The sequence below is a fragment of the Paraburkholderia sp. GAS333 genome, assembly GCF_050435665.1.
GTDB classification, from domain to species: domain Bacteria; phylum Pseudomonadota; class Gammaproteobacteria; order Burkholderiales; family Burkholderiaceae; genus Paraburkholderia; species Paraburkholderia fungorum_A.
Genome location: NZ_JBNDKS010000006.1, coordinates 214,125 through 230,823 on the forward strand (window position 1 = coordinate 214,125; position 16,699 = coordinate 230,823).

The following is a 16,699-nucleotide window of genomic DNA, read 5'->3' on the forward strand; positions in this document are numbered from 1 at the left end:
TCGTTTTCCGACGCGCTCAAAGATAGTGCCGGATACACGCGCGTCATATCGGCGAAGGACCGTTACAAACGACCTTCGCCGAGCCACGCATCTGCACATCAAGTGCGCAGCACACTCTCCACGCGCGGACTCTCGACATCGCTCTGCTCCACGGATTCGGCCGATGCCTTGTGCAGGTCCATCCCGCTGGTTTCAGGCAGGAAAATAGCCGCACAGAAGGCAATCGCGTACGCGCACAGCGCGCATGCGCCCATCGCCGTACCGAGTGGCAAAGACGCGGCAAGGAGTCCCACCGTCGCCGGAACGACGGAGCCGAAGCCGCGTCCACCGCCGAGGCAAAAGCCCTGGCCGCTGGCTCGGATGTTGGTCGGGAACAACTCAGCGAAGGTCGGCAACATGCCCGAAGCCAAAGCAGCCTGAAAGGCGCCCAGAAAGAAACTCAGCGCGATGGTAACGGTGGCCCCGATCGGAGCGAGCAAATAGACGGCGACGTTGGCCGCCTGCAGCACCAGGAAAGTCATGAACGCCGGCCGCCGACCCACGCGGTCCGACATCCATCCGTAGAAGAACGGCCCGACGAGAGAGCCGACGATATTGAACGCGAGATAGCCCGCGCTCGTCGCAACCGACAGGTGCAATGCGGTGCGCAAATAGGTCGGCAGCCAGGTGATCATCACATACGCGCCGCCGTAGATTCCCGTCGCCATGATCACTGCGGCCAACGTGCGACGCAGGTGAGCACGCGCGAAGATCTCCCAGAACGGCGTCGGCGTGACGCCGTTGTCGCGTGCCGCCTTCGCGTCGGCGTAGGCGCCCGACTCCGGCACCAGTCGGCGGATAAACAGAATCAGGCCCGCCGGCAAGATGCCGATCGCGAAAAATACGCGCCAGCCGATCTGCTCGGGGAATAGCGAGGCAATGACCGGCAATAGCGCAACCGACAGCGCATAGCCGAGTGCATAGCCACTCTGGACAGATGCGGCGACCCGGCCACGCAGCGCAGGCCGGATAACCTCGCTGATGAGCACGCCGCCCACGGCCGCTTCGCCACCGTAACCCAGACCTTGCATTACGCGGATGCCGAACAGCACGGGAAACGAATTGGCGAAAGCTGCGGCGACCGTGAAGACGCCCACCCACAGGATCGTGAACTGCAACACGCGGACGCGTCCGATTCTGTCGGCGAGAATGCCCGCGCCCCATCCTCCGATAGCCACCCCCAGCAGCGCCGCCGTCGCCAGATAACCCACTTGCGGATGAGTCAGTCCGAGCGTCGCGATCAGGGCCGGAATCACTAGCGAGAAGATGGTGGCATCCATCGAATCGAGGCCAAGCCCGGCGAAACACGCCCAGTAGGTGCGCCGCTCGACAGGCGTGAGATCAGAGTACCAACCCAGACGCATTTTTTTCCTCTCAATACGGTGAATACGGTGAAGGTGCAGCTTGATGCTTTGGGGCAGTTTGCCGTTGATCGCGCGAATGGCGTGGGCGAGTACGTGGCGGGATAGCCGGTGAATTCAGCATGGCTTATGCCTGCACATCGAACGGTCTGATGCGCGTCGACCGGAGCTTCTGCTGGAACCCGGCGTCTTGCCGTTTGCGCGAAAATGGCCCGGACAAACTGCGTAGAAGAAGATATGTCGAGCCACCGCCTGGTACGCACGTTAGCGAAGCGCGGCCCGGTGAAGAACATCGGGTTAACCACAGGCTATGCAGATCACATCGTGCTTCCGCTCTTTTCCGTCTATGTATCTGGAGCGCTGGAAATTCGCGAGGAGCCCCGGCCGCGACGACTTCGAGTTATTTCTTCAGCAGATGGGAAGCAGTCTTCGCGGCGGTTTGATGCGAGAGTGCTGATAACTAAATTAGATGGGTTGGGTGCCAGATTGCAGTGAGGTGAGCAGAGAGTCAGACATAGGTCGAGCGTGACGCTATGTGCGCAGTTACCTCAGGACGGGTCATCGACCTTTCCAATTGCTTTCAATAAAGAGTGTGATGGCGTCGAACGTTGTAGTGAATGTTCAAGCCTTTGTCCTGGTAAATAGCGGCGCTCGATACATGACGGATAAAACAACAGTTGGTGCGTGCATCGTCGCGATCAGTCTGCTCGCAGGTCGACGCGGATCCGACTTCCGTCAATAGCACATAGCCGCCCGAGCGCAAAAAAATCAGGCCGGACCGCACGCGAAAACCTCTGGGCTTCCTTCCGCCAATGCCAGCAAAGCGTCGCTGACGACACGCACCTTCGGCTGGACATAGCGAGTTCGAGGCCAGATAACGTGGATGGGCATCTTCACCCCCGAGAACTCATCCAGAACCGTCACCAGATCGCCCGACTTCAAATGCTCATGCACCAGCCAGGTCGGCAACTGGGACAAGCCGCAGCCCTCAAGGACACCTCGCACCATCATCTCTCCGTCGCCCAGTTCGTGACGAACGTGAATTTCCTGCTCGTCGACCGAGCCTTCCGGGCCGGAGAGTAACCAGGTAGCACGTATGCCCCTGCGCCATCCAATGATGCAGTCATGCTCAAGCAGGGCCGCCTTGCCGGCCACCTGACCGCGCTTTCGCAAATAGTCAGGCGAGGCGCAAATGACCAGATGCTGTTCACCGAGCGGTCGGGCAACGAGTTCTGGATCATCCTTCAGATCGCCGATACGTACCGCAAGATCAATACCTTCGCTAATCATGTCGACCGTGCGGTCACCAAAAGTAATCGTCAGGTCTAGTTGCGGGTACTGTCTCGCCAGCGCTATCAACGCCGGTGCGATATGCGTGCGCCCGAACGCGCCGGGCAATTCGATTCGTAGTTGCCCCCGCGGCTCAGGTTGTCCCGTGGAGAGGCAATCCTCGGTGTCGTCCAGATCCCCGATCACACGCAAGCAACTGGTCAGATAGATCTCTCCTTCGCTGGTCAAGGAGAGCCGGCGCGTAGTTCGATGAAGAAGCTTTACACCGAGACGACGCTCGAGCCGGGACACTCCCTTGCCGACTGCGGAACTGGTGACACCGAGTTGCAATGCCGCAGCCGTAAAGCTTTGAAGCTGCGCCGCCAGTACGAATTCGGTAATTCCATCGAATCGCTGATAAGCCATAGGTATCCCGAGAAATGCTTTACTTTATCCTGGCAGGATCAAGTGAATGGATTTTTGAGGGATTTATCGAGTAAATGCGCGGGGTTAAGCTGGCAACACCTATTTCCGACCGAGGAATCTGTGTCTACCGACATCTCGAAGTTACTCGCGATTGAAGCCATCAAGAACGTCCGCAAGCGCTATTGCCACTACCTGGACGCGAACCGGATGGATGCACTGGCCCAGCTATTCACCACGGACGCGATCTGCGAAGTCGATCGCGGCGTGTGGCGTGGACGGGATGCGATCCGTGAGGGGCTCTCCCAAGCCTTCGCAGCTTTCGATACTCAAAACCGTGGGCGCTACCCATTTCTGCATGCGATCGCCAACCAATGGATCGAACTCCTTGACGAGGATCGCGCTGAGGGACGTTGCTACCTGATCGACCTGGTGACGACACGGCCTGCATCAGAAAGTCCGTTTCTGTTGCTTGGCCTTTACGCCGACGAATATCGACTCGTCGACGATCATTGGCTTATCAGCCGTACCCGCCTCGACGTCGTCTGGCCGGAGTCCAACGGCGGTGGCGGCGACCCGGGAAACGGTCTGATCCTGCCCAGTTGAGTACCCTGGCCGCACCCGCATTCTTCAACTCTTTTTCGGACTTCAACGAACATGTTATTTGAACCCTATGATCTGGCCGGTACGCCGCTTTCGAATCGCGTAGTCATGGCTCCCATGACGCGCGCGCGAGCACTCAATGACATCCCCGATGAGCACACTGTTCTCTACTACTCGCAAAGGGCGACCGCAGGCCTGATTGTCAGTGAGGGTGTGCCCATTTCGCGCGAAGGCTGCGGATATCTGTTCAATCCGGGGCTTTATATGGATGAACAGACCGACGCCTGGCGTCAAGTCACAGATGCAGTGCACGCAAAAGGCGGGAAAATTTTCGCCCAATTGTGGCACGTAGGACGTATGTCGCACGTATCCATCCAGCCCGACGGATTAGCACCCGTGTCCTCGGTTTCGCAACTGGCCGAGAAGTCGAACGCTTTTGCGTGGATCGCACCTGGTCAAGCCGGACCCATTCAGGCAAGTCATCCTAGAGCGTTAAGCGAAAAGGAAGTTAAGCGAATCACCGTCGACTTTGTACAGGCCGCGCGCAGGGCAATTGATGCCGGTTTCGATGGCGTCGAACTGCATGGTGCAAACGGCTACCTGTTCGAACAGTTTCTGAATGGGGCGCTGAACACGCGTACCGATATCTACGGCGGGTCAATCGAGAACCGTCTGCGGTTTATGCGGGAAACGCTCGATGCACTCGCCTATGAGATCGGCAATACGCGGGTTGCTGTGCGGCTATCACCCTTTGGCCGCCTGTTCGACATGCGGCCTTACGAGGATGAAGCACAAACGTGGTTGTACGCGGCTGATGTGCTGAATGAAATGCGTCTCTCCTATGTTCATTTGAGCGATCAGTTGACCATCGGCGCGGAGTCGATCCCTGATGGCTTCGCTGCCCGATTCCGCGAGGCGTATCAGGGCACGTTGATGGCGGCAGGTGGGTTCACCCGCGCCACCGCCGAGGCGGCCCTCGCTCGCGGCGAACTCGACCTGATCGCGTTCGGACGGCCGTTCATTTCGAACCCGGATCTGGTCGAGCGGATGAAGCACGACTGGCCCATCGCTGACGCGGATCGAGCCACCTTATACGGTGTGAATGGCACGGTTGCCAAGGGTTACACTGACTATCCGTTTTACCAGTCCCAAGTCGAGTGACCGGACTCCAGCAGCCAGATCACCCAACCGCCGAGCCAGCCAGCGATCAGGTGCGTTTAGCCAGATAGGCATCGACCAACTCGATCAGTCTTTCGCGCCCGAAGCTTCCATCGTGCCCCGCGTGAACCACTTGCACGGGTAGTTCACGCAAGCGCTTCATCGTTCGCACATAAGTCGGAATATCAGCGCCGCCTATCTCGTCCAGTAGCGGGCCATCGTAGATCGCATCGCCGGAGAACAGAGTGCCGGAAGCCGCTTCCCACAGGCCAATGCTGCCCGGTGAATGGCCGGGCAGATGCAGGACTTCAAAACTCCGGTTCCCGAGATCGACGACGGTCCCTTCCTTGACGATTTCCGTCACCGTCGCGGCCCGCACGCGATAGTCAGACATCGAGTAATCAGCGTCGGGAAGTGCCGTAATCAGATCACCGTCGATCGAATACCCTGCTTCGCGATACCTGCGAATTGCCTTGTCGCCCAACACCGACGCCAGTAGGGTGCCACGCTCGCGCGGCGAGCGCAGGTTATCTGCCTCCAACTCGTGAACCAGTGTGTGTTCGAACTCGTAATGTCCGCCGACGTGATCCGAGTGCGTGTGCGTCGCAACGGCGGTGACGTCCTTCTGCAACAGGTGCCTGGCCGCATCGCGCAGGCTGCCGATACCCATCCCCGTGTCGATCATCAGGTCTCGGTCGCGGCCGCGCACATGCCAGATATTGCAGCGCATCAGCGGCACGACGTGGGGTTCCCAAAGCAGGGTGATGTCATCGCTGACGCGTTGGAGTTCAAACCACCGCTGGGCAATTGGTAACGTGGTCATTTAGGGACGCTCGCGAGTATGAGTGGTTACTTTGACACACTTCGCCTCGGACTTCGAGATCGTTGTCATGGAAGCGCCGTAGGCGATTGAACCACCACTCTTCACGCTTAAACCATCGTCCGGTCCCTACCCGCCTGATAGGCAAACAGCGTAACAAGCATGCTAGCTGCAACCAGAATCGCGAGCGAATAGGTCCAGTTCGAGGTCATCTCATGGAGCACGCCAAAAACAATCGGACCTAGCGCACCACCGCCATATCCGACGAACTGCGCCATACCCGAAAGTTCGGCCGCCTGCTCGTGGCTCGCAGAGCGGAGCGCGAAGAGCGAAAGACTCGTCGTCAACGAAAGGCCCGCACCCAGACCTGCCACCAGCAACCATAGAGTCGAGAACGGCAAATCCAGCATCATGCCGACAGATCCCGCGAGGTAAAGAAGTCCGCATCCCGCGCCGATGAACCGCTGGTCTTTCGCTCGCTTGATGATCGGCGCGGCGCCCAGGTTGGTCGCTATCGCGACAATCTGAAAAAGCAGCAGATCCACACCGGCCGATGCCGGGGAGACTCCTCGCGACGCGGCAATCGTCGCATACCAACTCACGATGGAATAGAACACGATCGACTGAAATGCGAAAAACGCGGATACTTGCCAGCCGATCGCCTGCGTCCACGGCGACCTGTTCGTCGCCAGTGCGGCGGACGCGGGGGAACGAGCTTCATGACGGCTGCTACGCATCTGCGGAAGCCACGCCAGCAGCGCGATCGCCGCGCACACGGACCACACACCAAGCGACACACGCCAACTTGAACCGGGGATGTGCGCAATCGGCACCGCGAGTCCGGCGCCTAGTCCGGCAAATAAGGCCATTGCCGCCGCATAGATCCCGATGAGCGATGCAGCGTGCTTCGGAGATCGGCGTTTCACCAGGCCCGGTAACAAGACATTGGCTACCGCAATACCCGCGCTGATAACCAGAGTGCCGACCCAAACGGCAGAGTGAATGGCAAGCGACCGGAACAACGTGCCCGTCAGGATCGCGACCAATGCGGCACCCAGTGCCCGCTCTGCTCCGAGCTTTCTGCCAGAAGCTGGCGCAACGAGCGATACGATCGCAAAGACGGCAAGGGGAAGTGCGCTCAACAAGCCGCCGGCGGCGTCGTTCAACCCAAGCTCGCGCTGTACGTCGCCGAGTACAGGGCCGAGACTTGTTATAGGCGCCCGAAGGTTAGCCGCTATCAGAACGATGCCAACGGAGAACAGGAAAGCGGTACGTCGCGAAGACGCGAGAGAAGCAGCGTTCGATTTCATTCAATGAACCAGTCGCACTCGCACCAACCCCTTGCAGGTGATGCAGTGATGTGCGTTGGTTCACGTTAACGCTTACGCAAGAAGCTGTGAGCCGCTTGTCTGGGCCGCAGTGTAAATGCTTGCGCATCGATGCGCAAGCCGCTCAATCGACGCGTCGGCGGGACATCGTGTGGTAGCAATTCGAGGCTATATCGTCGGAGGAGATGGCAAATGGACGCGCGAACGAACGCGGAAAAACGTCGCCGTGATTACATGATTATTCATGTCGCGAAAGAACGGCTTATATGGAAGACGGCATTGCCGTATCTATCCGCTCGTTCGCCGGAGTCTAGCCCGACGACTGTCTGGTATTCCTGGCATCCGTATAAACAAAAATGGACGAAACGCCAAGACGTTCCGCCCATCGCTCCGTACTAGATCGACTCCGTCGCGACCGCCGTCGTCGGACGCATAGAACGGCGCAACAGCGGCGCCGTGACCCCGGTGGTGAACAACGCGAAAATCACGAGCATCGTGTAGACGTTCGGCGGCAATATCCGCAATTGCAATCCGATCGACAGGAAAATCAGTTCCATCAAACCGCGTGCATTCATCAGCGTGGCGATTACCGTCGCGTCGCCACGCGCGTGTCCAACCGCGCGCGATCCGACGAACACGCCCACATACTTCCCCGAAAATCCGACAGCGATAAACGCCAGCAGCCAGAACCACTGCGCATGCACAGTAACATCGAACATCTGCAGATTCAGCCCCGCATACGCGAAGAAAATCGGCATCAGGATGCTATGCAGAAAACCGCCCAGCAGACGGTTGAAATGCTCGCGCAATCCGGGCACCTGACGCAGCAGCATGCCCGGTAGCAGTGCGCCGAACGCGCTATGAAAGCCGAAGCGCGACGTGAGCCATCCAGAGATCAGCACGAAGGCGGCCAGAATCACCACCGTGTCGCGCGACCAGCCTTGCGCCAGCGAGCGTTCGACCGCGCGTCGCAGGAACCACTTCGACGCGATCACGAGCACCGCCACATACACCGCGAGCGCCGCGAGGTTCACACCCAGCGTGCGCCATCCCGCGTCGTGGCGCGACAAACAGATAATCAGCGAAAGCACACACCAGCCGAGCAGATCGCCGACCATTGCCGCCGAAAGCGCCGACGAGGCCGCCGGGTGCCGCGTGAGATTCAGATCGGCGACGATGCGCGCCATCACCGGCACCGCCGACACCGACAACGCCACGCCGCAAAACAGCACGAACGGCCAGAACGCCTGCTGCGGCGCGAGCGTATCGTGCGCAAACCAGCCAATCGCGACGCCGCCGCCGAACGGCAGCAACATACCCGCCAACGCAATCAGCACCGGGCCGAACAGCGCGCGTTGCTGCGGCAAACGCACATCGAGGCCGATTTCGAACATCAGCAGAACAAGGCCGACCTCTCCGAACTGGCCGATTGCCGAAGTCGCGCCCGGCGAGAAAAGTTCGTTATAGAGCGACGGCGTAACGGCACCCAGAGCGAGCGGCCCGAGCAAAATACCACCGGTAATCTCGCCGATGACCTTGCATTGCCCCAGACGCACGGCAATCGCACCGCAGCCATTGCAGACCAGAATGACGACAGCCACTTGAATCAACCACATTGCATGCTCCGTGCGGAAGAAAAGAAAAATTGCTTTGAGGGATTGCAACAAAAGACAGCGTGATCAGCGCGCCTGGTCGAGCAGCGCTTCCGGGTCGACACTGTCGAAGATGATTTCGCGGACGAGTTCGCTCGCGCCGGCCGCGATGGTACCAGCGGTGGCATCGCGATAGAGCCGTGCTGATTCGGATTCGGACAGGTAGCCGCGCGCACCGTGAAACTGCGCGCAAAGATGTGCTGCGCGCCTGGCAAGCTCGGTGCTGGGCTGTTTCAGAAGACTCCGAAACTCGTGAGTGGTTTTTTCGCCCAGGCGGAGCTCGACCAACCCCTGAAATCCTGAAGGCCTCCATCGATCAGCATGGCGATACCCTTGGGGTCGAGCCGATCTCCAAAGTCTGCGGATTGCCGCATCGGGCCTCTCCGCATAGATCAGTTCTTTCCGTCCTATATCGTCTTTCTGCGACGCGTGAGCGGTTTGGCCGGCACACTGCGCGCCGGACGCGTCGCACGCGGCGTTCGACGGTCCGCTGCAGGGGCCGCCCGTTCACTGATTTCGCGCGCACTCGCCTGCTTTTCCCGCAGGGCGATGATCTCTGACTGCAACCGCGTGTTCTCTGCCTGAACAGCATCGAGCCGCCCCTGCAGTACACCTGCCTGGTGACGTGTTTCGCCCAGTTGCGTCTGCATGATTTCCGACGCACGACGATGATCGGCCTCTTTCTGCTCCACGCGACGCGTCGTCTCATCGAGTTCTTTCTGCAGTTTCGCCGCAGCGCTGCGCTCACGATCGATCTCCAGCAGCGCACGCTTTTCCGATGCGCGCAACCGTTCCTCAGCACGCTCCGCCGCTTCGCGCAGCTTGTCGAGATCGCGCGAAAAACCTTCCCTCACCTCAACCAGTTCGCGATCGCGTGCGGTGAGTGCCGCGCGGCTGCGTTCCAGTTCGGCCTCGAGCGCCTGACGTTGAGCGTGGCCTTCGGCCTGCGCCTTCTCCAGTTCCCGTACTTCGACCTGGGCGGCGAGCAGCGCCGCGGTGCGCTGCTCGAGCGCGGTCTCGACCCGGCCGAGTTCATCGCGGGCTGTGGTCACCGATAGCTGCGCGTCCGCCCTCGCGCTCTCTACTTCATCGCGCAGCGCGTCCAGCGCGGTCGCGGCCGACGCAGTCGCGCGCGTCCAGAGGGTCGCCACCAGTTCGCCTGCCGCCGCACCGAGATCAGCCGGCAGGTCCGGGTGTTCGATACGCACACGGCTCTTTTCGCGCAACTCCGTCCAGAACTCGCCGAGCACCTGGGTCGGCGTGCCCATGCTGCCCCGCCGGACCAGCTGGTACAGCCGGTTCGCAGTGGGCGTGATGCCGTAGCGGAAGAACAGCAGCGCACACACCTCGCGGTATAACTCGCGCGTTTTCGGGTGCGAGAGCTTTACGCGCTCGATGTCGGCAGCCAGAGCGGCATCAGGGGAAAGGTCGGCGTCCATGGGGAAATCCGTGATTTGTTGATGACAATTTTACTACGTAAAACGGTAGATATATGACTATTTTGTTTTTACAAACGACATTACATTTATAATGTCGTTTGTAAATCACCGCGCGCCAGCGATCGATGCGAAACGTATTCAGGGTGCGGCAAGAGCCGCTGACAGACAGATACACAGGCACCGCGACCGCCTGCATCACCAGGAAGAGAAGGAACACCGGCCGTCGACCGTAACGATCGCTCACCGGTCCATAAAGCCAGGGGCCGAGGAACGAACCGGCGATGTTCAGCGGGAGATAGCCACCTGTGTGCGCGGCAAAAGGTATGCGCGCCCAGTGGACGTTACTCGGAACACTGGTGCTGCAGTTTGATAGTCAACTGGACGTCAAGCCAGAAATCCTCGGCGCGCTGATATACGAATAAACGTATGCGCCCTGCCATGAGCTTCATGAGCAAGCCCACATCGGACGAACTGTTGCGCGTGGCATTGCGAGGAATTTTCGGCAATCTGCATTGACGGGATACGGACGGCTAGCCGCCGCAGTCCTGCCACGCTCCTCCAACATGTTCATGCCACATTGGTCCGATGAAACCAACGGGCGAATGCGCCTTTGTGGTTACCTGACCCCGCATTAAGTCACATCGGATTTGATATGATTCGCCGACCGAAATTTGGGGACGTTCATGGATTTCCGTCAATTCCGCACCTTCGTCACCGCTGCCGAGCAGTTACACCTCGGCCGCACGGCAGAATTGCTTGGGATTGCCCAACCCGCTGTCACGCAGCAGATCAAAACGCTGGAAGCGCAACTCGATTTCAAGGTCTTTCATCGGGTTCGGCGCGGTATTGAACTGACAGAAGCCGGTGCGATTTTTCTGGAACACGCAAAAACGGCGCTCGCCAAAGCAGAGACGGCCGTACTCGCGGGACGGCGCGCAAGCCGCGGCGAACTAGGCAAGCTGTGCATCGCGTATGCGCACTCGGCAATGCTGGAACCGGAATTGCCCGCGTTGCTGCATCGATTCTCAGAAGCGCGTCCCGAAGTGGAGCTCGACCTTCGCGATATCACGGTGCAAGAACAGGTGACTGCCCTCGCCGACGAACGGATCGATGTCGCATTCCTCCGCTCGCCGCCAGGCCCGTTGCCTTCATCGATCAAGCTCACCGCATTCTCGCGGCAACCGCTAGACGTCGTCATGTCACGCGAACATCCTGCCGCGCAAGCGGACAAGTTGACGCTGCGCGATCTCGCTAACGAACGCTTCATCGTCGTCGGCGATCCGCCTGGCGTCGGGATCGGACATCGCGTATTGCAGTTGTGCATGGAAGCGGGCTTCGAACCCGCAACGATGCTGCAAGCAGGCGATTCCGTGAGTATCGTGAGTCTCGCGGCGGCTGGATTAGGCGTGGGCCTGGTGCCGCGCTCGCTTGAGCGATTCGGTATTGACGGCGCGGTGTTTCGCCCGATTCCGATGGCGAACTGCTTCACCGAACTGGTGATTGCGACCCGCGCATTCGACCGTTCAGCAACGACGCGGCTCCTGCTCGAACTCGCGCAGCAATCCATCGCCACCTAGCGGGCGAGGTATCGCGATAACGTACACGCCCTCGCTCCGCCATCGCCAGGAGCCGCTGACTGCTTACTGCGTCGTGGTCCCATCGACCGCGCTCGAACCGGTCGCATGTGCGACCTGAGCGGGCGTGTTCTGCGTCTCGACACGCGCTTCCGCCGCTTGCAGTCCCGACGGATAAAACGCGCCTGCGGTACTCGGGTTGTAGCCGGCCTTTTCCAGTTGGCTCATTTCAGCACGCACTTGCGCACGCGTCACGGACGGGGTGGTCTGAGCAAACGACAACATCGGCGCCGCAACGGCAGCGGTAAGCACAACGATACGAACAATAGACTTCATGATTGAGACCTCAAGATTGATTCATAGCTAGCGCGACAAGACGCATTCACTGACACGGCCTCGCGCTATCGGGCACTGACTGTCTGCGTGGCAGGTGCATTGGGCGTATCAGGCGAATCCGCCTGATTCCATCCACCACCGAGCGCGGTATAGAGCGACAACGTATTTCCCGCGTGTGCAAGCCGGAGCTTGATCAGGTTCTGCTGCGCGCTATACAGCGAACGCTGGTTGACGAGTACGTCGAGATAATCGGTGACACCGTCCGCGTATTGATCGCTGGAGAGCTTGTAGGCCTTTGCACTTGCGTCGACCAACTGTCGGCCGGCCGTCTCCTGGCTGCGATAGGTATCGAGTCCGGCCAACGCATCCGACACCTCCCGGAACGCGGTCTGAATGGTCTTCTGATACGTCGCGACTGCGATATCGCGCTGCACTTTGGAGACTTTCAGGTTCGCCGCATTACGTCCATAGTCGAAGATCGGAATGGAGATATTCGGACCGAAACTCCACGCGCCGCTGCCAGGTTCGAACAGACCGCCCAGGCGAGCACTTGCCGTGCCGCCCGACGCCGTCAGCTCGATGCGCGGAAAAAACGCTGCACGTGCGGCACCGATATCGGCATTCGCCGCCTTCAGAGAATCCTCAGCGGCTACGATATCCGGCCGACGCGTCAGCAGATCTGACGGCACGCCGGGCGACAGCGCGTCGTTCAGTTTGAGCGCATCCATCTCACGCACATCGAGCAGATTCGTCGGCACGGCTTTGCCTACCAGCAGCGTCAATGCATTGACGTCCTGCTTCATCTGACGCTGATATTCAGCGAGATTACTCTCGGCGGTACGCACCGATGTCTCGGCCTGAGTGACGTCGAGCAGCGAGCTCGTACCGTACTTGTACTTCGCGCTCGTGATCCGGTATGCGTCGTTCTGACTCTTCAGCGTATCGGCACTCAACTTCATCAGGTTTGCATCAGCCTGATAGGTAAGCCAGCCTTGCGCGACTTCCGAAATCAACGTGATCTGGAATGCTTTGCGTGTCGCTTCGAGCGAGAAGTAGTTTTGCAGCGCTTCCTGACTCAGGCTGCGCACACGGCCAAAAATATCCAACTCATACGACGCAACCGCGCCCTGCACGCTGTAGTCGTGCGCCGTTTCCGCGTAACCGGTCGGCGACACGTCTTGCGGATACCGTTCGACCGCATCGCTCGCCGACGCTGACAACGTGGGCAACAGATCAGCGCGACGAATCCGGTACTCGGCCTGCGCCTTCTCGATGTTCAGCACCGACACGCGCAAATCCTGATTGTTTGCGAGCGCCATCTGGATCAACCCATCGAGTTCCGGGTCCTGATAGAAATCGCGCCAGCGCAGATCACCGACGCTCTTCAACACGGCGTTGTCGCGATGCGCCTGCGCGTCGGGGAACTGCTGCGCAACTGCCGCATCGGGACGCCTGTAATCCGGCATCAGCGTGCAACCGGTCACCATGAACAGGCTGACTGCAGCGGCAAAAATACACTTGCATCTTGTGTTCATGCTGTATGCCCCTCGGTTTCGCGTTGTTCCACTTGACCGGCTTCCGGGTCGTCCGTGGGATTGCCTCTCGTGAACAACTGGGTAATGACGACGTAGAACATCGGCACGAAGAACACTGCGAGGAAGGTAGCCGTCAACATGCCGCCTACCACACCTGTACCCACCGAGTTTTCGCTACCCGAACCCGTGCCGCGTGCAATCGCGAGCGGCAGTACGCCGAGCATGAATGCCATCGATGTCATGATGATCGGGCGCAGGCGCAGCCGCGCTGCTTCCACCGCTGCATTCACAAGTGTCCGCCCTTCTTTCTCGTACAACTGCTTCGCAAACTCGACGATCAGAATCGCGTTCTTCGCCGACAGACCGACGGTCGTCAGCAAGCCCACCTGGAAGAACACGTCGTTGGTCAGGCTGCGCGCAAGTGTCGCGCACACTGCGCCGAGAACACCAAGCGGTATCACCATCAGCACCGAGATCGGCACCGTCCAGCTTTCGTACAGACCTGCAAGACACAGGAACACGATCAGCACCGACAGCACGTACAGGGCCGGCGCCTGGCTGCCAGCAGCTGCTTCTTCGTACGACAGGCCGGCTGGCGCGAGGGTGTAGCCAGGTAGCGTGGCCGCGATCTTCTTCACCTCGGCGGTGGCCTGGCCCGTGCTATAGCCTTCAGCCGGTTGACCCTGAATTTCGACTGCGGGAATGCCGTTGAAACGTTCGAGGTTCGGTGAACCGAAGCCCCATGAACCCGACGCAAACGCGTCGAACGGCACCATCTGGTTTGAGCTGTTACGCACATACCACTTCGCGAAGTCGTTCGGATCAATGCGTGCACCCGCCTGCCCTTGCACGTAGACCTTCTTCACGCGACCGCGGTCGATAAAGTCGTTCACATATTCGGAACCCCACGCGATCGACATCGTGTCGTCGATATCCGCGAGACTCAGGCCCAATGCCTGTGCTTTCTGTTCGTCGACATTGAAGTGGAATTGCGGCTCGTCGTACATGCCGTTCAGACGCACGTTCGTGAGCACCGGGTCCTTCTTCGCCTGTGCCATGAACTTGCCGAATGCCGCCATCAGCGCTTCGTGACCACGCGATTGCGAGTCCTGCAAATACATGTCGAAGCCTTCAGAGTTACCCATCTCCATGATCGCCGGCGGCACGATCGGCAACACGGTACCGTCCTTGATGGTCTTGAAGAAACTTCCCGCACGTGAGGCCACACCAAACACGCTCGGATCTTTACCCGTACGCTGGCTGGACGGTTTCAACGCGACGAAGGCCATTGCCGAACTCTGTCCGCGACCCGCAAAGTTGAAGCCGTTCACGGTAAACACGGAAGCTACCGCACCGGATTCCTTCGTCAACAGATACTCGCGCACTTCCGTCAATACCTGCTCGGTACGCTCGGCGGTTGCGTTCGGCGGCATTTGCACCTGCACAAGCAACTGCCCCTGATCTTCGTTCGGCAGAAACGCCGTCGGCACTTTCGGAAACAGGGCGGCCACTGCCACGACCATGATCAGCCACGCGAACATATAGCGCGGCTTCTTTTTCAGAATCCCCACCACCGCTTTTTCGAAGCGGTTGGTGAAGCTGTCAAAGCGCCGGTTGAACCAGCCGAAGAAACCGCGTTTTTCACTATGTCCGTGCTCGGGTACCTTGAGAATCGTCGCGCACAGTGCCGGCGTGAACACGAGTGCAACGATCACCGACAACACCATCGCGGAGACGATCGTCACTGAGAACTGTCGGTAGATCACACCGGTCGAGCCGCTGAAAAATGCCATCGGCACGAACACGGCGGACAGCACCGTCGCGATCCCGACCAGCGCGCCCTGGATCTGTCCCATCGACTTGATGGTCGCGTCTTTCGGCGACAAGTGCTCCTCGGTCATTACCCGTTCGACGTTCTCGACGACCACGATGGCGTCGTCCACCAGCAAGCCGATCGCGAGCACCATGCCGAACATCGTCAGCGTATTGATCGTGTAACCGAACGCCGCCAGCACGCCGAACGTGCCGAGTAGCACCACCGGCACTGCGAGTGTCGGAATCAGCGTTGCGCGCAGGTTCTGCATGAACAGGTACATCACGAGGAACACCAGCACGATGCCTTCGAGCAGCGTCTTCACGACTTCCTTAATCGACTCTGATACGACCGGCGACGTGTCATAAGGCACGATCGCCTTGACGCCCGGCGGCAGGATCGCGGCCTTTTCCTTGAGCAACGCACGTACACGCGCAACCGTATCGAGCACGTTCGCACCTGTCGAAAGACGCAGTGCAATCCCCGCCGACGGCTTGCCGTTGTATTTGCTGGAGATCGAATAGCTTTCCGCACCCAGGCCCACGGTGGCGACATCGCGCAAATGCACGAGCGAGCCATCGCTATTGGTTTTCAGCAGAATGTTCCTGAACTCTTCAGCGGTCTTCAGACGGCTCTTGCCGACAATGGTCGCGTTGAGTTGCACGCCCGTTTGCGTCGGCAGTCCGCCGAGCGAACCGGCCGACACCTGGACGTTCTGCGCACTGATCGCGGACGTCACGTCGAGCGGCGTCAGCGCGTATTTATCCAATGCGGCCGGATTCAGCCAGATTCGCATCGCGTATTGCGCGCCGAGCAACACGTAGTCACCCACGCCCTTGGTCCGCAGAATCGGGTCCTGCAGATTCGACGCGAGGAAGTTGCCCAGATCGGCGCTCGACATCTTGCCGTCTTCCGACACGAGCGACGCCACCATCATGAAGTTGACCTGGTACTTCGCGACGCGAATCCCCTGCTCCTGCACTTCCTGCGGCAACAGCGGCTGCGCGAGCGACAGCTTGTTCTGCACCTGAACCTGCGCGATGTTCGGATTGGTGCCCTGATCGAACGTCGCAATGATGGACATGCTGCCGTCCGAGTTGCTGTTCGAATAGATGTAGCGCAGTCCGTCGAGACCGTTGAGTTGCTGCTCGATCACCTGCACCACAGTGTCCTGCACGGTCTCTGCAGACGCGCCCGGATACGTGACAGTAATGATCACCGCGGGCGCGGCAATGTTCGGATACTGGTTGACTGGAAGGGCCTTGATGGAAAGCACGCCCGCCAGAATGATGACGATCGCGATAACCCAGGCAAGAATGGGCCGGTGAACAAAGAATCTGGACATGGTG

13 protein-coding genes and 1 other annotated feature are annotated in these 16,699 nt (G+C 59.5%); of the genes, 3 read left to right on the forward strand and 10 right to left on the reverse strand.

The genetic code is table 11. The annotated features are described in order from the left end of the window. Positions 1 to 98: 98 nt before the first annotated feature. Complete coding sequence (locus ABH945_RS28255) at positions 99 to 1,403, reverse strand: MFS transporter (RefSeq protein WP_429252761.1); 1,305 nt, start codon at positions 1,401 to 1,403, stop codon at positions 99 to 101. A gap of 765 nt (positions 1,404 to 2,168) precedes the next feature. Further along, the gene (locus ABH945_RS28260) at positions 2,169 to 3,056 is read right to left on the reverse strand and encodes a LysR family transcriptional regulator (protein ID WP_429252984.1); all 888 of its coding nucleotides are present in this window, start codon (positions 3,054 to 3,056) and stop codon (positions 2,169 to 2,171) included. Between ABH945_RS28260 and ABH945_RS28265 the strand changes: the two genes are divergently transcribed. Then, positions 2,940 to 3,698 (forward strand): nuclear transport factor 2 family protein, encoded by a 759-nt coding sequence (locus ABH945_RS28265; RefSeq protein WP_429252762.1) that lies wholly within the window; start codon positions 2,940 to 2,942, stop codon positions 3,696 to 3,698. The two genes, ABH945_RS28260 and ABH945_RS28265, sit on opposite strands and share 117 nt — an antisense overlap. Positions 3,699 to 3,749: 51 nt before the next feature. Continuing rightward, positions 3,750 to 4,856 (forward strand): alkene reductase, encoded by a 1,107-nt coding sequence (locus ABH945_RS28270; RefSeq protein ID WP_429252763.1) that lies wholly within the window; start codon positions 3,750 to 3,752, stop codon positions 4,854 to 4,856. 46 nt (positions 4,857 to 4,902) lie between these two features. On the opposite strand, the gene ABH945_RS28275 is transcribed toward ABH945_RS28270, so the two are convergent. From ABH945_RS28275 to ABH945_RS28295, 5 genes are all read right to left on the reverse strand, one after another. Beyond that, positions 4,903 to 5,676, reverse strand: a complete 774-nt coding sequence (locus tag ABH945_RS28275) for an MBL fold metallo-hydrolase (protein ID WP_429252764.1) — start codon at positions 5,674 to 5,676, stop codon at positions 4,903 to 4,905. A 107-nt stretch (positions 5,677 to 5,783) separates the two neighbouring features. Continuing rightward, a complete protein-coding gene (locus ABH945_RS28280; protein WP_429252765.1) occupies positions 5,784 to 6,983 on the reverse strand; it encodes a CynX/NimT family MFS transporter in 1,200 nt (399 codons plus the stop codon). Between the two features lie 413 nt (positions 6,984 to 7,396). After that, positions 7,397 to 8,617 carry a cation:proton antiporter gene (locus ABH945_RS28285; protein WP_429252766.1) on the reverse strand — a complete coding sequence of 407 codons (1,221 nt, stop codon included), beginning with the start codon at positions 8,615 to 8,617 and terminating at the stop codon, positions 7,397 to 7,399. Positions 8,618 to 8,680: 63 nt separating this feature from the next. Next, positions 8,681 to 8,941 carry an acyl-CoA dehydrogenase family protein gene (locus tag ABH945_RS28290; RefSeq protein WP_429252767.1) on the reverse strand — a complete coding sequence of 87 codons (261 nt, stop codon included), beginning with the start codon at positions 8,939 to 8,941 and terminating at the stop codon, positions 8,681 to 8,683. Next, positions 8,911 to 9,026, forward strand: a sequence feature (AL1L pseudoknot). Its footprint overlaps the gene before it by 31 nt. Positions 9,027 to 9,060: 34 nt before the next feature. Next, positions 9,061 to 10,092: a DNA-binding protein gene (locus tag ABH945_RS28295; RefSeq protein ID WP_429252768.1), complete on the reverse strand. Its 1,032-nt coding sequence runs from the start codon at positions 10,090 to 10,092 to the stop codon at positions 9,061 to 9,063. A 683-nt stretch (positions 10,093 to 10,775) separates the two neighbouring features. On the opposite strand from ABH945_RS28295, the gene ABH945_RS28300 reads away from it, so the two are divergent. Then, a complete protein-coding gene (locus ABH945_RS28300) occupies positions 10,776 to 11,669 on the forward strand; it encodes a LysR family transcriptional regulator (RefSeq protein WP_429252769.1) in 894 nt (297 codons plus the stop codon). A gap of 63 nt (positions 11,670 to 11,732) precedes the next feature. Here the strand turns inward: ABH945_RS28300 and ABH945_RS28305 are convergent, their stop codons facing one another. The 3 genes from ABH945_RS28305 to ABH945_RS28315 all read right to left on the reverse strand — a co-directional run bounded on the left by ABH945_RS28305 (position 11,733) and on the right by ABH945_RS28315 (position 16,695). Next, positions 11,733 to 12,002, reverse strand: a complete 270-nt coding sequence (locus ABH945_RS28305; protein WP_429252770.1) for a DUF4148 domain-containing protein — start codon at positions 12,000 to 12,002, stop codon at positions 11,733 to 11,735. Positions 12,003 to 12,067: 65 nt separating this feature from the next. Then, positions 12,068 to 13,537, reverse strand: coding sequence for an efflux transporter outer membrane subunit (locus ABH945_RS28310; protein WP_429252771.1), 1,470 nt, complete (start codon positions 13,535 to 13,537; stop codon positions 12,068 to 12,070). Further along, positions 13,534 to 16,695 (reverse strand): efflux RND transporter permease subunit, encoded by a 3,162-nt coding sequence (locus ABH945_RS28315; protein ID WP_429252772.1) that lies wholly within the window; start codon positions 16,693 to 16,695, stop codon positions 13,534 to 13,536. Before ABH945_RS28315 ends, ABH945_RS28310 begins: the two co-directional genes overlap by 4 nt. Positions 16,696 to 16,699: the final 4 nt, after the last annotated feature.

Bases quoted from the DNA above. Each gene is read 5' to 3' on its own strand.
- ABH945_RS28310 (WP_429252771.1), bottom strand. From the start codon at position 13,537: ATGAACACAAGATGCAAGTGTATTTTTGCCGCTGCAGTCAGCCTGTTC.
- ABH945_RS28275 (WP_429252764.1), bottom strand. From the start codon at position 5,676: ATGACCACGTTACCAATTGCCCAGCGGTGGTTTGAACTCCAACGCGTC.
- ABH945_RS28315 (WP_429252772.1), bottom strand. From the start codon at position 16,695: ATGTCCAGATTCTTTGTTCACCGGCCCATTCTTGCCTGGGTTATCGCG.
- ABH945_RS28255 (WP_429252761.1), bottom strand. From the start codon at position 1,403: ATGCGTCTGGGTTGGTACTCTGATCTCACGCCTGTCGAGCGGCGCACC.
- ABH945_RS28280 (WP_429252765.1), bottom strand. From the start codon at position 6,983: ATGAAATCGAACGCTGCTTCTCTCGCGTCTTCGCGACGTACCGCTTTC.
- ABH945_RS28265 (WP_429252762.1), top strand. From the start codon at position 2,940: ATGAAGAAGCTTTACACCGAGACGACGCTCGAGCCGGGACACTCCCTT.
- ABH945_RS28305 (WP_429252770.1), bottom strand. From the start codon at position 12,002: ATGAAGTCTATTGTTCGTATCGTTGTGCTTACCGCTGCCGTTGCGGCG.
- ABH945_RS28300 (WP_429252769.1), top strand. From the start codon at position 10,776: ATGGATTTCCGTCAATTCCGCACCTTCGTCACCGCTGCCGAGCAGTTA.
- ABH945_RS28285 (WP_429252766.1), bottom strand. From the start codon at position 8,617: ATGTGGTTGATTCAAGTGGCTGTCGTCATTCTGGTCTGCAATGGCTGC.
- ABH945_RS28295 (WP_429252768.1), bottom strand. From the start codon at position 10,092: ATGGACGCCGACCTTTCCCCTGATGCCGCTCTGGCTGCCGACATCGAG.
- ABH945_RS28270 (WP_429252763.1), top strand. From the start codon at position 3,750: ATGTTATTTGAACCCTATGATCTGGCCGGTACGCCGCTTTCGAATCGC.